The sequence below is a fragment of the Martelella radicis genome (genome assembly GCF_014196625.1).
Lineage (GTDB): Bacteria > Pseudomonadota > Alphaproteobacteria > Rhizobiales > Rhizobiaceae > Martelella > Martelella radicis.
Genome location: NZ_JACIDZ010000015.1, coordinates 61,489 through 76,227 on the forward strand (window position 1 = coordinate 61,489; position 14,739 = coordinate 76,227).

The 14,739-nt window shown below is 62.6% G+C and carries 17 protein-coding genes; 12 read left to right on the forward strand and 5 right to left on the reverse strand.

All coding sequences use genetic code 11. The features are described from left to right. Window positions 1-2: 2 nt before the first annotated feature. The 6 genes from ybeY (at window position 3) to trmB (ending at window position 6,130) form a co-directional block, all read left to right on the forward strand. The gene (gene ybeY / locus GGR30_RS19120; RefSeq protein WP_183489805.1) at window positions 3-509 is read left to right on the forward strand and encodes an rRNA maturation RNase YbeY; all 507 of its coding nucleotides are present in this window, start codon (window positions 3-5) and stop codon (window positions 507-509) included. Between the two features lie 148 nt (window positions 510-657). Beyond that, a complete protein-coding gene (locus GGR30_RS19125) occupies window positions 658-1,743 on the forward strand; it encodes a hemolysin family protein (protein ID WP_425488368.1) in 1,086 nt (361 codons plus the stop codon). Window positions 1,744-1,874: 131 nt separating this feature from the next. Beyond that, on the forward strand, window positions 1,875-3,344 hold the full coding sequence (gene lnt, locus GGR30_RS19130) for an apolipoprotein N-acyltransferase (protein WP_183489810.1): 1,470 nt from the start codon (window positions 1,875-1,877) through the stop codon (window positions 3,342-3,344). Between the two features lie 249 nt (window positions 3,345-3,593). Further along, window positions 3,594-4,007 (forward strand): helix-turn-helix domain-containing protein, encoded by a 414-nt coding sequence (locus GGR30_RS19135; RefSeq protein ID WP_183489813.1) that lies wholly within the window; start codon window positions 3,594-3,596, stop codon window positions 4,005-4,007. Window positions 4,008-4,183: 176 nt separating this feature from the next. Continuing rightward, window positions 4,184-5,422 (forward strand): methionine adenosyltransferase, encoded by a 1,239-nt coding sequence (gene metK, locus GGR30_RS19140; RefSeq protein ID WP_183489816.1) that lies wholly within the window; start codon window positions 4,184-4,186, stop codon window positions 5,420-5,422. Window positions 5,423-5,431: 9 nt separating this feature from the next. Beyond that, on the forward strand, window positions 5,432-6,130 hold the full coding sequence (gene trmB, locus GGR30_RS19145) for a class I SAM-dependent methyltransferase (RefSeq protein WP_183489819.1): 699 nt from the start codon (window positions 5,432-5,434) through the stop codon (window positions 6,128-6,130). Between the two features lie 11 nt (window positions 6,131-6,141). On the opposite strand, the gene GGR30_RS19150 is transcribed toward trmB, so the two are convergent. Together GGR30_RS19150 and GGR30_RS23450 are read right to left on the reverse strand one after the other, a co-directional pair. Next, window positions 6,142-6,399, reverse strand: a complete 258-nt coding sequence (locus GGR30_RS19150; protein WP_183489822.1) for a BQ00720 family protein — start codon at window positions 6,397-6,399, stop codon at window positions 6,142-6,144. Window positions 6,400-6,487: 88 nt separating this feature from the next. Beyond that, window positions 6,488-7,147: an Hsp20 family protein gene (locus GGR30_RS23450; RefSeq protein ID WP_246414033.1), complete on the reverse strand. Its 660-nt coding sequence runs from the start codon at window positions 7,145-7,147 to the stop codon at window positions 6,488-6,490. On the opposite strand from GGR30_RS23450, the gene GGR30_RS19160 reads away from it, so the two are divergent. Next, the gene (locus GGR30_RS19160) at window positions 7,125-8,066 is read left to right on the forward strand and encodes a nucleoside hydrolase (protein ID WP_183489825.1); all 942 of its coding nucleotides are present in this window, start codon (window positions 7,125-7,127) and stop codon (window positions 8,064-8,066) included. The genes GGR30_RS23450 and GGR30_RS19160 overlap by 23 nt on opposite strands. Before the next feature lie 280 nt (window positions 8,067-8,346). On the opposite strand, the gene GGR30_RS19165 is transcribed toward GGR30_RS19160, so the two are convergent. Further along, entirely contained in the window at window positions 8,347-9,246 is a 900-nt protein-coding gene (locus GGR30_RS19165; protein ID WP_183489828.1) for a ribokinase, read from the reverse strand. 92 nt (window positions 9,247-9,338) lie between these two features. Next, window positions 9,339-10,535 carry a DNA recombination protein RmuC gene (locus tag GGR30_RS19170; protein ID WP_183489832.1) on the reverse strand — a complete coding sequence of 399 codons (1,197 nt, stop codon included), beginning with the start codon at window positions 10,533-10,535 and terminating at the stop codon, window positions 9,339-9,341. 156 nt (window positions 10,536-10,691) lie between these two features. On the opposite strand from GGR30_RS19170, the gene def reads away from it, so the two are divergent. From def to arsH, 5 genes are all read left to right on the forward strand, one after another. Then, window positions 10,692-11,234, forward strand: a complete 543-nt coding sequence (gene def, locus GGR30_RS19175; RefSeq protein ID WP_210288114.1) for a peptide deformylase — start codon at window positions 10,692-10,694, stop codon at window positions 11,232-11,234. 35 nt (window positions 11,235-11,269) lie between these two features. Next, on the forward strand, window positions 11,270-12,208 hold the full coding sequence (gene fmt, locus GGR30_RS19180; RefSeq protein ID WP_183489835.1) for a methionyl-tRNA formyltransferase: 939 nt from the start codon (window positions 11,270-11,272) through the stop codon (window positions 12,206-12,208). Beyond that, window positions 12,208-12,954 (forward strand): tRNA pseudouridine(38-40) synthase TruA, encoded by a 747-nt coding sequence (gene truA / locus GGR30_RS19185; protein WP_183489838.1) that lies wholly within the window; start codon window positions 12,208-12,210, stop codon window positions 12,952-12,954. The genes fmt and truA overlap by 1 nt, the downstream gene beginning before the upstream one ends. Before the next feature lie 75 nt (window positions 12,955-13,029). Next, window positions 13,030-13,449 (forward strand): arsenate reductase (glutaredoxin), encoded by a 420-nt coding sequence (arsC, locus tag GGR30_RS19190; protein ID WP_183489841.1) that lies wholly within the window; start codon window positions 13,030-13,032, stop codon window positions 13,447-13,449. After that, the gene (gene arsH / locus GGR30_RS19195) at window positions 13,446-14,171 is read left to right on the forward strand and encodes an arsenical resistance protein ArsH (RefSeq protein ID WP_246414034.1); all 726 of its coding nucleotides are present in this window, start codon (window positions 13,446-13,448) and stop codon (window positions 14,169-14,171) included. The genes arsC and arsH overlap by 4 nt, the downstream gene beginning before the upstream one ends. A gap of 85 nt (window positions 14,172-14,256) precedes the next feature. Here arsH and GGR30_RS19200 read toward each other — a convergent pair whose 3' ends face one another. Continuing rightward, window positions 14,257-14,724, reverse strand: coding sequence for a hypothetical protein (locus tag GGR30_RS19200; RefSeq protein ID WP_183489844.1), 468 nt, complete (start codon window positions 14,722-14,724; stop codon window positions 14,257-14,259). Window positions 14,725-14,739: the final 15 nt, after the last annotated feature.

Here is a 14,739-nt window from a genome sequence, read left to right on the forward strand (position 1 = left end):
CCATGCCGGACTTCGACTATCAGGTCAGCCGCGAAGCCGACGGCTGGCCCGAGGATGAGGCGCTTGAGGCCTTCGCAGCCCGCGTGATCGGTGCGGCGTCCGCCTATCTGGCGGAGGCGGAAGGTCAGCCGTTTCCCGAAGATCCGCCCGAATTGTCGCTGGTCTTTGCCGATGATGCGATGATCCGGGAGATCAACGCGGAGTGGCGGAACAAGGACAGCGCGACGAATGTTCTCTCCTTCCCGGCCTTTCCGGTGACCCCCGGCGCGATGCCGGGACCGATGCTCGGCGATATCGTGATTGCCTATGAGACGGTCGCGCGCGAGGCCGAAACGCTCGAAAAGAGCTTCGACGATCATCTGACCCATCTTCTGGTGCATGGATTTCTGCATCTTTTGGGGTATGATCATATCGAAAACGAAGAGGCGGAGGTCATGGAAGGGCTGGAGACTCGCATTCTTGCCACACTTGACCTATCTGATCCCTATCAGGGCAGCGACCCTCTCTAACGCCTAAGGAACGATGAACCAGCAACAGATCGCACCGCTTGCAGAAAGCGGTCAGGATACCGAAGACGGATCCTCGCTCGACGAACCCAACAGTCCGGTTTCGGACAGGAATTCCAACAAGCACACTGGCTCGCCGCTCAGAGGCCTTCTGCTGCGCTTCCGGCGCAACGGACATGCGGGCTCGCGCCTGCGCGAGGACCTCGAGGACGCGCTGTCGACCGAGAGCGCCGGCGACAGCGACTTCTCGCCCGAAGAGCGGGCGATGCTCAACAATATTCTCAGCTTCCGCGAGGTTCGGGTCGAGGACGTGATGGTGCCGCGCGCCGATATCGACGCGGTGGAGCAGGGCACGACGATTGGCGACCTCTTGCTGATCTTCGAGAACTGCGGCCACTCGCGCATGCCGGTGTTCTGCGAGACGCTGGATGACCCGCGCGGCATGGTGCATATCCGCGATCTTCTCGCCTATCTTTCCAAGCAGGCGCGCGGGAGACGCCGGGCCCGTCCCGCCAATGCGCGTGACGCGGCAAAGTCGAGCGCGGCCAAGGGCGGCGAGGTCAAGCCCGCCGAACGCCAGTCGAGAGCGCAGCAGAACCCGCTCGACCTCGGCAAGGTTAACCTCGACAAGACCGTGGCCGAAGCCGGCATCATCCGGCCGGTGCTGTTCGTGCCGCCCTCCATGCTCGCCTCCGACCTGTTGCAGCGCATGCAGGCCGGCCGCACGCAGATGGCGCTGGTGATAGACGAATATGGCGGGACCGACGGCCTTGTCTCCCACGAGGACATCGTGGAGATGGTGATCGGCGAGATCGATGACGAGCATGACAGCGAGGAGGCGATGTTCACGCGCGTCTCCGAGGATGTGTTCCTGGCCGACGCCCGCGTCGAACTCGAGGATATCGCCGAGGCCATCGGCCCGGATTTCGAGATCGGCGAACATGCCGAGGACGTCGATACGCTCGGCGGATTGATCTTCTCGGCGATTGGTCGCATTCCCGCGCGCGGCGAGGTGATTCAGGCTCTGCCCGGTTTCGAGGTGCATATCCTCGATGCCGATCCGCGCCGTATCCGTCGCGTCCGGATCCTGCGCAAGCGCGGTCCGGCGCGCCGTCGCTCGGCCGCAGCCGCGCGCTCCGGCCTTCCGGTGCAGGAAGAGCAGCGCGAGATGGGCGCGGGCGAGGAGGCGGCTTCCGTTCGGGCAGGGGAACCGGTCGAGGCCAGAGGCGAGGAATAGAGCCTTTCGCGGTCAGGTCAGTTGCCCGGCATCCGTGAAGATACGTCACTACCTGGAGGCAGGGGGGAGCCGCGCCTAGACGAAACGCGGCTCTCGCGCCTCTTTGGTGCGCAAAAAGGGTGGACGCTTTCTTGAGGCTGGCGCGATATTTTCGGAACCTCGGCCGCTGGCAAAGGCGTACGGCGCTTTTCGCCTGCGGAGCGCTGTCGACATTCGCGCTGGCGCCATTCGGCGTCATGCCTGTCATGTTCGTTTCGATGCCGGTCCTTATCTGGTTGATGGATGGCGCCCTCGAAGCCGCCCGCGGGCGGAGACGCATTCTTGCCGGGTTCGCCGCGGCCTGGTGGTTCGGCTTCGGCTACTTCGTTTTCGGCCTCTGGTGGCTTGGCGCGGCGCTTCTGAAGGACGCCGCCCTTTACGCCTGGGCGCTTCCTCTCGCGGTCCTGGGCTTTCCAGCCATGCTTGCGCTTTTTTACGGGCTTGCCGGGGCGCTCGCGGCTCCCTTTTGGCGTGCGGGACCCGTGCGGCTTGTCGCGCTTGCGGCCGCGATGGTTCTCGCCGAGTGGCTGCGCGGTCATGTGGCGAGCGGATTTCCCTGGAATGCGATCGCCTATACGGCCATGCCGACGCCGCTTTTCATGCAGTCGATCCGGCTTGCGGGCCTCTACGCGATGGGCGGGTTCGCCGTCTACATTTTCGCCAGTCCGGCGCTCTTGGCCGAGCGGCGCGGCCGGCTTTCAGGTCTTTCCGCGGCGCTCCTTCTGATTGCGATCGATCTCGGCTATGGCGTGCATCGGCTCAACGAGGCCGAACCGGTCCCGGAAAAGGTCGTCAATTTCCGTCTGGTGCAACCCTCAATCGGCGATCATGCCTGGCGCACGCCGGAAGGTCGGGCGGGGATATTCGCCCGGCTGATTGCACTTTCGAGCGCGCCGGCAGAGCCGGGAGCGGCACTCCCCGACGTGATCGTCTGGCCCGAAAGCACGCTTCCCTTCCTGCTCGAGGAACGGCCGGACGCGCGCACCGCGATCGGCGAGATGCTGCAACCCGGCCAGACGCTGATCCTCGGTGCAGCGCGGTTTGCCGGGCGCAAGCCCGATGGCTGGCCGGAGTTCTACAACGCCATCTATGTGCTCGACGACAACGGACAGACGGTCTCCGTGGCCGGAAAGACGCATCTGGTGCCTTTCGGCGAATACCTGCCCTTCGAGGATGTTTTCCGGGCAATCGGACTACAGGCGCTGACAACGCTTCCCGGCAGCTACGTACCGGCTGACAATCGCCAGATGCTCGTGTTGCCCGACGGTCTGACGCTTTATCCGCTGGTCTGCTACGAGGCGATCTTTCCGCGCCTCATCGCCGACGAGACGACCGGGGCTTCGGCAATCTTGAACCTGACCTACGATGCGTGGTTCGGTCGCACGCCGGGGCCTTTTCAGCATTTCGCGCAGGCAAGGGCGCGAGCTGTGGAGGCGGGGAAAACGCTGATTCGAGTCGGTGAAAACGGTGTTACCGCTGTCATTGATTCGCACGGAAACGTGATGCAACGGCTGCCATTTGACAAACCCGCGGTACTGGATGTCCCGGTTTCGCTTCCTTAGGTTGCAAGGGGTGTGATAAGATCGAATTTTAAATCATAGCGTGCGACAACAATTGCTTCATTAGGAGCCATTTATTCATCCCATGGTTTTATATTTGGTCCAGAATTGACCGCATTACCCCAAAATTGCATAGTGAAACGGCTTGGTTTTCAACTAGGGCTTTTTGTTGCCCAACTCTGATGGTTGTAATGGATCCGTCGGGCTTGGGTTTCGGGGTCAGTTGTCAAGCTCGTAAAAGTAGGATGGAAAATGACAGAAAACAAAAAAAAGCCGAACCCCATCGACGTTCACGTCGGGAGTCGGATCAGGTTGCGCCGTACCATGTTGGGCATGAGCCAGGAAAAGCTTGGTGAAAGCCTCGGAATTACATTCCAGCAAATCCAGAAATACGAAAAGGGCACCAATCGCGTCGGTGCCAGCCGTCTTCAGAACATTTCGACAATCCTGAACGTCCCGGTGTCTTTCTTCTTCGAGGATGCGCCCGGCGATCAGGGCGCGAATGCGCCGGGGATGGCCGAAGCGTCGAGCTCCAGCTATGTGGTCGACTTCCTGTCGTCTTCGGAAGGCCTGCAGCTCAATCGCGCTTTCGTCAAGATTGGGGACGCGAAAGTACGTCGCAAACTGGTTGACCTCGTCAAGTCGCTGGCCGCTGAAGCCGACTGAGGCTTTCAACGCTGAGGCAAACGATCCGGAAGGTTGCCAAGCCGCCTTCCGGGCCGTTTTGTGCGCATTTTTGAGGCATATCCGAGATATAAAGATATATTTATATCGTTGTGCGCTTGTCATTTTGCGGTGAAGCGTCTAACAAAATCGGGTCAACTTCTATGTGGGGAATCCCGATGCGCACCAATTATTTCTTCACCAGCGAATCCGTTTCCGAAGGACACCCCGACAAGGTCTGTGACCGGATTTCCGATGAAATTGTTGATTTGATCTATCGCGAGGCCGTCAAGACCGGTGTGGACCCGTGGTCCGTCCGGATCGCCTGCGAAACGCTTGCGACCACCAACCGGGTTGTCATCGCGGGTGAGGTGCGATTGCCGCCGAGCCTGATGAAGATGGACAAGAACGGCAACGAGATCGTCAATCCCTCGCGCTTCAAGTCGGCCGCGCGTCGCGCGATCCGCAATATCGGCTACGAGCAGGATGGCTTCCACTGGAAGACCGTGCGCATCGACGTGCTGCTGCATGCGCAATCGGCCCACATTGCGCAGGGCGTCGACAATGCCTCCGACAGGCAGGGCGATGAAGGCGCGGGCGACCAGGGCATCATGTTCGGCTTTGCCTGCCGCGAGACGCCCGAGCTGATGCCGGCGCCGATCTATTACGCCCACCGCATTCTCCAGACGCTTTCCGAGGCGCGCAAGGCGGGCGAGGGCGAGGTCGCGCTTCTCGGCCCGGATGCCAAGAGCCAGGTGACCGTGCGCTATCACCACGGCAAGGCCGCGGAGGTGACGTCGATCGTTCTGTCCACGCAGCATCTGGATGAAAGCTGGGATTCTGAAAAGGTCCGCAGCGTGGTCGAGCCCTATATCCGCGAAGCGCTCGGCGAGCTGCCGATTTCCGATGACTGCGCCTGGTACATCAATCCCACCGGCAAGTTCGTCATCGGCGGCCCGGACGGCGATGCGGGACTGACCGGCCGCAAGATCATCGTCGACACCTATGGCGGCGCTGCGCCCCATGGCGGCGGTGCCTTTTCCGGCAAGGATACGACCAAGGTGGACCGTTCGGCTGCCTATGCCGCGCGTTACCTGGCCAAGAATGTGGTGGCCGCCAATCTCGCCGAGAAGTGCACGATCCAGCTTGCCTACGCCATCGGCGTGTCGCAGCCGCTGTCCATCTATGTCGATCTGCACGGAACCGGCAAGATCAAGGAGGATGAAGTCGAGAAGGCGATCCGTGCGACCATGGACCTGTCGCCGTCGGGCATCCGTCGCCACCTTGATCTCAACAAGCCGATCTACGCCAAGACCGCCGCCTATGGCCATTTCGGCCGCAAGGCCGGTCGCGATGGTTCCTTTTCCTGGGAGCGGCTCGATCTTGTTCGTCCGCTGAAACAGGCTCTGAAGTCCTGATCTGCCGAAGTGAGCGATAATCCCCAACACCAGGCCGGCAAGGCCTTCTTTGGCCGGCGCAAGGGCAAGCCCTTGCGCGACCGGCAATCACGCAACCTTGCCGAGGTCCTGCCCGCGCTGGCGATCGATCCGGAAAGCCCGGCGCCCGACGATCTGAAATCGCTGTTTTCCGCAAACGTCGACAGGCTTCGCCTTGAAATCGGCTTCGGCGGCGGCGAGCATCTGCTGCATCGGGTGCGCGAGAATCCGCGAACCGGCTTCATCGGCATCGAGCCGTTCGTCAATTCGATGGCGAAGCTTCTGGGCCAGGTGGAGGGCTCGGAGCCAGACAATCTGAGGCTTTATGATGACGATGCGGTCACCGTGCTCGACTGGCTGCCGGCGGCTTGCCTCGACCAGATCGATCTGCTTTACCCGGATCCCTGGCCTAAACGCCGGCACTGGAAGCGCCGTTTTGTGTCGAAGGTCAATCTTGACCGGTTTCATCGCGTGCTGAAGCCCGGCGGCCGGTTCTGCTTCGCCTCCGACATCGATTCCTATATCAACTGGACGCTGCTGCATTGCCGTGACCATGGCGGTTTTGCCTGGCAGGCGCACACCGCCGCCGACTGGCTGACGCCCTATGACAATTGGCCGGGCACGCGATATGAGGCCAAGGCGCGCCGCGAGGGCCGCTCAAGCGCCTATCTGACGTTTCTGAAGGTCTGAAAGCCCGTTGCTCAGTGGAGCGTGACGGTCTTGAGATCTTCTTCCATGGCCTTGAAGAAGATGCTGGTGCGGTTCTCGGTCAAGAGCAGCAGCGTGCCGTCGGCGCCAAACAGGCCCCACAGTTTCTCGGCCGTCTTCACCCCTTTGGCATCGGGAAACTGCCTGAGCGCTTCTTCCCGTTCAAAGGCGCGGAAGTAACCGAGGCGGCCGGCGCCGAAAGCGGCGAGCTGATCGGTTTCAAGGAAGGTTGCCGCGGACGGGAATTTCATGGGATCAGGCTGCCTTTGTGTTGAGCGTGTGAGGCACCAGCTTCGGACGCTATCTGCACGCGGACGCCGAAGTTCGTGTTTTCAAAGGCTATTCTGAAACCGAAATCTTAATTTTTCGTACCTCCTGGGGGCGTCTTGCGATGTCGATGGCAAGAAGGCCGCGATCAAGCGTCGCGCCCACCACCTCCATCCCTTCGGCAAGGGCGAACTGACGGCGGAACTGCCGGCCGGCAATACCGCGAAACAGGTATTCACCGCTCTCGCGCTCTTCCCGGTTGCCGCTGACGATCAGGATATTGTCCTCGGCAACGGCGTCGAGCTCGCTTTCATCGAAGCCCGCGACTGCGAGCGTGATGCGCAGAAACACGCCGCCCGGTTCTTCGGGAAACCACTCGACGTCGAAGGGCGGATAACCGGACGCGCCCTTGAGGGCGGCATCATCCGCGCGATTTTGCAGCATCGTCGGATTGATGCGCAGATCGATTCTCGGCATAGGGCGGCTCCGGTCGCAGGCGTCGGGCGAAGAGGCGGAAAACGGTTTCTGATAGCCCTCCGCGCCAAAGGGAAGATAGAGCATTGGGCGGTTCGGGCCAACCGCCCGATGTTTCGGTCTTTTGCCATATGGGGCCGGGCGGCGGGCGCGACAAGTTCGCGCTAGCTTGACAAGCCCGGGGCCAGTGTCCATTCCAGCGTTTTGGATTTCACGAAGGCAGAGACATAAGAAGATGTGCGCAAGAAAAATCATCATCGATACCGATCCCGGACAGGATGACGCGGCCGCTATCATGCTGGCGCTGGCGAGCCCCGAGGAGATCGATGTTCTCGGCATCACCGCCGTTGCCGGCAATGTGCCGCTGGCGCTGACGGAGCGCAATGCGCGCATCATCTGCGAGCTTTCGGGCCGGCCGGACATGAAGGTGTTTGCCGGCTGCGACCGGCCGATGCATCGCCCGCTGGTGACGGCCGAACATGTCCACGGCAAGACCGGTCTTGACGGCCCGGAACTCGATGAGCCGACCATGGCGCTGCAGGAGATGCACGCGGTCGATTTTCTCATAGAGACGCTGCGCAACGAGCCGGAAAAGACCGTGACGCTCTGCGCTCTCGGCCCGCTCACCAATGTCGCGACGGCTTTTGAAAAGGCGCCTGATATCGTTGGCCGCGTCCAGGAAATCGTGATGATGGGCGGCGGCTATTTCGAGGGCGGCAACATCACGCCGTCGGCCGAGTTCAACATCTATGTCGATCCGGAAGCGGCAAAGGCCGTGTTCGCCGCCGGCATTCCGATCGTGATGATGCCGCTCGACGTTACCCATCAGCTGCTCTGCCTGAAGGAGCGTGTTGACCGGATCGACGCGATCGGCCGTCCGGCCGCACAGGCGATGGCGGCGATGCTGCGGTTCTACGAGCGTTTCGACGTCGAGAAATACGGCTCGGACGGCGGCCCGCTGCATGATCCGTCGGTGACCGCCTATCTGTTGAAGCCGGAGCTCTTTACCGGTCGCGAGTGCAATGTCGAGATCGAGACCGGCTCCGAGTTCACGCTGGGCGAGACGGTGATCGACTGGTGGCATGTGACCGATCGCAAGAAGAACGCGCTGGTAATCGGCAAGGCCGATGCGGCGGGTTTCTTCGACCTGCTGACGGAACGCCTGGCGCGGCTGTGATGGCCAAGGTGCCGCCCTTTGGGGGCGGCATCCAGACTGCTGACAAAGTTCGCTTCACCCTCATCCGTCATGCCGGCCTTGAGCCGGCATCTAGGGCCAAAAGCGAGAACCGTCGCGATCAATAACTGTGATGGATACTGTTTTTCTGGCCCTGGACCCCGGCTCAAGGCCGGGGTGACGGAGAATGGGAGCGGGCTCTTTGCCACTGCAACAGGCTTGTCAACAAACAGAATGCCGGCCATTGGGCCGGCGTCTCTCGCTTGCCGCCGCTCTGCGGCGGCTACAGCCGCGCCTTCACCTCGTCCGCTGTCGGGATCGAGGGCTGAGCGCCGGGCTTGAGGCAGGCAAGGGCGCCCGCGACCGAGGCCCGATGGGCTGCGGCCTCGAAGGAAAGGCCCTGTTCCAGCCCGCTGGCGAAATAGCCGCAGAAGGTGTCGCCCGCGCCGACCGTGTCGATGGGATCGATCTTCAGCGCGTCGATCCTGAAAAAAGCGCCTTCATGCATCGCGATCACGCCGTCGCCGCCAAGGGTGATCACCATGGTCTGGCCGGTCTTGTCGTGGTGGGTCTTCAGCATCGCGATCCGGCCTTCGCTGCCCAGCTCCTCGGCGCCGACCAGGCGTTCGAACTCGGTCTCGTTGGCAATGACGATGTCTGCGAGCGCGCCGAGTTCGGCGGCTTCCGGCGTCAGCGGCGCGGTGTTCAGGACCGAGGTCACGCCCTTCTTGCGCGCCGCCTCGAGCGCCGCACGGATGGCGGGGGCGGGGACCTCGAGTTGCAGCATCAGCAGATCGCCGGGCGACATCCGCTCGACTGCCGCCAGCGCGTCCTCTTCCGTCAGCGTGCCATTGGCGGCGGCGTTGATGACGATCACGTTCTCGCCGTCGCCGCCGACGAGGATCATCGCCGTGCCGGTCGGTCCGTCCGTGGTCTTGAGAAAGGACAGGTCGACGCCGGCCTCTGCCAGAAGCGCTGTCGCCGGCGTGGCGAATTCGTCGCTGCCGACGGCCCCGACGATGGCGACCTCAGAGCCGGCGCGCCGGGCGGCAAGCGTCTGGTTTGCCCCCTTGCCGCCCGGTGCGGTGGTAAAGGACGTGCCGGTCACGGTTTCGCCGGGTTCCGGCAGGCGTTCGGTGGTGGCGATGAGATCCATGTTGATGGACCCGAAAACCGTGATCATGACGCTATCTCCTCTGCCTTGGGCCGTCGCGAACGGGGCGCTCCGGACTTGCTTTCAACGAGGGTTTTATGGCGAAGATCAGGCCATGACAATCAGTCCTCGTCGACGACGCGCAGTTTCATGCGGCCGACGCCGGACAAGGCCGGGTCGTCATCGCCGTGCGGGGCAAGCGGTCGCTCGCCGCTTTCGGCATGCTTTTCGCCGCGGGTCTCGAATTCCAGCGCCCCGATCCGTTCTCCGCGCCGGGCGATCTTGCCGGTTGAGACCCTGATCTGCTCGACATCCTGCCGCGCCTGCGAGAAATGGCTGTTGAGCTTCTCCACGCGCTCGTTCAATCTGCCCAGATCGCCTATCAGATGGGCGACTTCGCCCTGGATCAGATGCGCCTGTTCGCGCATGCGCTGGTCCTTCATCACCGCCTGCACCACCTGGATGGAGAGGAGAAGAAGCGTCGGCGAGACGATGACCACACGGGCGGCATGGGCGCGCTGGACGCTGGCCTCGAAATGTTCGTGGATATCGGCGAAGATCGATTCGGACGGCACGAACAGGAAGGCCGTGTCCTGGGTTTCGCCCGGCAGAAGATACTTGCCGGCAATGTCGCGGATATGGGTTTCCAGATCGCGGCGGAAGCGCTGTCCGGCGGCGCGGCGTGCGTCGTCCTCCTGCGCGTCGCGCATCGTGTTCCACGATTCCAGCGGAAATTTCGCATCGATGATCAGCGGCGGCGCACCGTTCGGCATGTCGATCACGCAGTCCGGCCGCGTGCCGTTGGAAAGCGTTGCCTGAAACCGGAAGGTGCCGGAGGGCAGCGCGTCGGCGATGATCGCCTCCATCCGCCCCTGGCCGAACGCGCCGCGCGTCTGCTTGTTGGAGAGGATCGCCTGGAGGCCGACCACGTCCTTGGCGAGCGACTGGATATTGTTCTGCGCGGCGTCGATGACGGCGAGCCGTTCCTGCAGCCGCCGCAGGTTCTCATGCGTCGTCTGGTGCTGCTGGTGGAGCGTGGAACCGATGCGCTGCGACAGCCCGTCCATGCGCGAGCCGAGCGCGGCATTGAGCTCCGACTGGCGGCTGCCGAAAAGCTCCGCCATCGTCGCCATCCGTCCTTGCATCTCCGTCTGGGCGCGGACAAGATTGTGCAGTTCCCGTTCGAGCCCTGCCGAGCGCCGGCTCGAGCCGGATCTGAACGCCAGTACGAGGATCGTCCCGGCAAGCAGCAGAGCCACCGCCCCGGCCAGGACAATGACCGGGTCGGCCATCGCGATCGCATTTATCAGTCTGTCCATCAGGCGGCCCTCTCTTGAAACGAGGCTAGCATAAAACCATCTGAAGAAAAGATCAAAACGGGAACATTCATCGTTTTGTCCGGAAAGCCCGATCGGTCGGCTTTTCAGCAAAACGAAACCGTTTCCTCTTTCGCCAACATGCGCTATCAGAGCCCCATGACAACGATGCCTTTGATAATTCTGCCGGACCCTCTGCTGCGCAAGGTCTCCGAACCGGTCGAGCGGATTGACGACGACCTGAAGAAACTCGCCGGCGACATGCTGGAAACCATGTATGAGGCGCCCGGCATCGGGCTTGCCGCGATACAGGTCGGCGTACCGCGGCGCATGCTGGTGGTCGATGTCGCCAGCCGGGATGAGGAAGAGGGCGAGGAGGAAAGCGAGCGGAAGAAGAACCCGCTCGTGGTCATCAACCCGACCATCCTGACATCCTCCGACGAACGTTCCGTCTATGAGGAAGGCTGCCTGTCGATCCCGGAATTCTTCGCCGAGGTCGAGCGTCCGGCGCGCGTGAAGGTGCGCTATACCGATCTCGACGGCAAGGAGCAGGAGATCGATGCCGATGGGCTGCTTTCCACCTGCCTGCAGCACGAGATCGACCATCTCGACGGTGCACTGTTCATCGACTATCTCTCGCGGCTGAAGCGCGACCGCGTGATCAAGCGCTTCACCAAGGCATCGCGCCAGCAGAAGATGTAATCCTCTGCCGGCGCATGAATGCGAAAGGACGGATCATGGCGCTCAAGATCATCTTCATGGGAACGCCCGACTTCTCCGTGCCGACCTTGCGGGCGCTCGTCGAGGCCGGGCACGAGATCGTCTCCGTCTATACCCAGCCGCCGCGCGCGGCCGGGCGCCGTGGGCTGTCGGAAGTCAAGTCGCCGGTGCACCAGGCGGCCGAACTCCTGGGCCTTGCGGTGCGAACGCCCGTCAGTTTCAGAGCGGAAGAGGACCGGGCGGCGTTTCGTGCGCTTGATGCGGATGTCGCCGTGGTGGTCGCCTACGGGCTGATCCTGCCGGAGGCCATTTTGAGCGGGACGCGGCTTGGCGCCTATAACGGCCACGCCTCGCTTCTGCCGCGCTGGCGCGGGGCCGCGCCCATCCAGCGCGCCATCATGGCCGGCGACGCGGAGACCGGCATGATGGTGATGAAGATGGACAAGGGGCTCGATACCGGGCCGGTGGCGCTCACCGACAAGGTTTCGATCGGCGAGAACATGACAGCCGGCGAACTGCATGATGCCTTGATGCTGAAGGGCGCGAAGCTGATGGCGATAGCCATGGCGAAGCTGGAAGGCGGCGAACTGCCGCTTGTCCCGCAGGCCGAGGACGGCGTGACCTATGCGAGGAAGATCGAGAAGACCGAGACCCGGATGGATTTTTCCAGACCGGCGAAAGAGGTTCACAATCACATTCGCGGGCTTGCGCCCTTTCCCGGCGCCTGGACGGAAATGCCGACGGAGAAGCGCGCCGAGCGGGTGAAGGTGCATGAAAGCCGGATCGGCGCGGGCGAGGGGCCGGCAGGAACCGTGCTCGACGGCGACCCGCTGACCATTGCCTGCGGCGAGGGCGCGGTGCGTCTCACGAGGCTGCAGAAGGCCGGCGGCAAGGTGCTGGACGCGGAGGATTTTCTGCGCGGCAATGCGCTGCCGCCCGGCACGGTTCTTTCCTGATGCCGCGCTATCGCTGCACGGTCGAATATGACGGCACGGCCTATGTCGGCTGGCAGCGCCAGGCGACCGGCCGCTCCGTTCAGGGCGCGCTGGAAGAGGCCGTCAAGGGCTTTTCCGGCGAGGATGTCTCGATCCGCGGAGCGGGGCGCACGGATTCCGGCGTGCATGCGCTCGGCCAGGTCACCCATTTCGACCTTGAACGGACATGGAGCGAATTCACTCTGCTGAATGCGGTCAACGCGCACCTTCGCCTGGCGCGCGACGGTATTGCCGTGACCGAGGTCAGCGAGGTTGGCGATGATTTCGACGCGCGCTTTTCCGCCGTCAAGCGTCACTATCTTTATCGCATCATCAATCGCCGCGCTCATCTGGCTGTGGACTACAAACGGGCCTGGTGGGTGCCGCGCCCGCTTGACCATGCTCTGATGCACGAGGCAGCGCAGCGTCTCGTCGGCCGGCATGATTTCACCACCTTCCGTTCGGTCCAGTGCCAGGCGAAGTCCCCGGTGCGCACGCTCGACCGGCTCGATGTCACTCGCGATGGCGATGTCATCGAGATCCGCGCCTCGGCGCAGAGTTTTCTGCATAATCAGATCCGCTCCTTTGCCGGCACGCTGAAGCTCGTCGGCGAGGGCAAGATGAGCGTCGAAGATGTCCAGGCAGCGCTAGAAGCGCGCGACCGGCGGGCCTGCGGAACCGTCGCGCCGCCCGAAGGGCTTTTCTTCATGCAGGTCGATTATCCGTAACCCTCAGGCGGCTTGCATCCGGCATGGAATGAATGTATCAATATTTCCAGATTTATGGATATATTGGAGGCGCTGATGCCGGTGACCATCTATCACAACCCCAATTGCGGCACTTCGCGCAATGTCCTGGCGATGATCCGCCAGTCGGGCGAGGAGCCGGAGATCATCGAATATCTGAAGTCCCCGCCGACGCGCGAGCGCCTTGTCGCGCTGATCGGCGACATGGGCATTCCGGTGCGTGATCTTCTCCGCCGCAAGGGCACGCCCTATGACGAACTCGGCCTCGATGATCCGGGGCTTTCCGATGAGGCGCTCATCGACAAGATGATGGAGCACCCGATCCTGATCAACCGGCCGATCGTGGTGACGGCGAAGGGGACGAAGCTTTGCCGCCCGTCGGAGACCGTCCTCGAACTGCTGGACAATCCGGATATCGGCGGTTTCTCGAAGGAAGACGGCGAGGTCGTCATTCCGGGCAAGGGCAGGTCCGAATGAAACTGGCTGCTGACGATGACATGCCGGTGCTGGATCAGGAGGCGTTTCGGCCGATAGACCGCGCGCGCCTCTTTGCCGAGGACGATTTTTCGCATGCGCCCCGCATCCTGATGCTCTACGGCTCGTTGCGGCAGCGTTCCTATTCGCGGCTTCTGACGGCAGAGGCGGCACGGCTCCTGAAAGCCTATGGCGCCGATGTCCGCATCTTCGACCCGCACGGCCTGCCGCTCGTCGGCAGTGAAGCGGATGACCATCCCAAGGTGCAGGAACTGAGGAACCTGTCGATCTGGTCGGAGGCGCAGGTCTGGTGCTCGCCGGAGCGCCACGGGGCGATGAGCTCGGTGATGAAGACGCAGATTGACTGGTTGCCGTTGTCATCCGGCGCGGTCCGGCCGACCCAGGGCAGGGTGCTGGCGCTGATGCAGGTCTGCGGCGGCTCCCAGAGTTTTAATACCGTCAACCAGCTTAGGATTCTCGGCCGGTGGATGCGGATGGTCACCATTCCCAACCAGTCCTCGGTCCCGAAGGCCTTCACCGAATTCGACGAGGCCGGCCGGATGAAACCCTCCGCCTATTACCGGCGCGTGGTCGATGTGATGGAAGAGCTGATGAAGTTCACGCTGCTTCTGCGCGGACGCAGCGACTACCTGACCGAGCGTTATTCGGAACGGGTGGAGACTGCGGCGGAACTGTCAAAGCGGGTCAACCAGCGGGCTCTGTAATGTACTTTGAAATGCTTGCGGCCATCAATCTCCCCCTCAAGGGGGGAGATTGAGCCATGGGGCAGCCATCCGGACAAGTCCCGCCTCAGTTCGGATCGAAACTCTGGCCGGAAACGCAGGCGATCTGGGCGGCGTTCGGCTGGGCGGGGAGCAGCGCATAGGCGGTGCGCTCTTCGCGGGTCTCGCAGATGGGGCGTTCGATCGTGGAGAAGCCCTTGTCGACGAGGCAACGGTTTACGATCCGGTTTCGAAGCCTCTCATTGGTGTCGTAGCTGTAGCTGGAGACCGGGGTCGTATAGCCGCCGACCTCGCCGCAGACGGTGGTGTTGCCGTCGGTGTTGCAGTCGATGATGCCCGGCACGCTATAGCCGCCGGTAACCTCCGTCACCATGTTTTGCGGCACTTCCCTGAGGCTTTGGATGAAGCACTGGTCATAGGCCTGCTGGCGCTCGCCGCGGGTGCTGCCCTCCTTGTATAGCACGTCGATCGGTCCGGACTGGCAGGCGGACAGCGCAGCCAGCATGGCGAAAGATAAGATGGTCTTTGTTTTCATGCCTTTGCCCCCAGA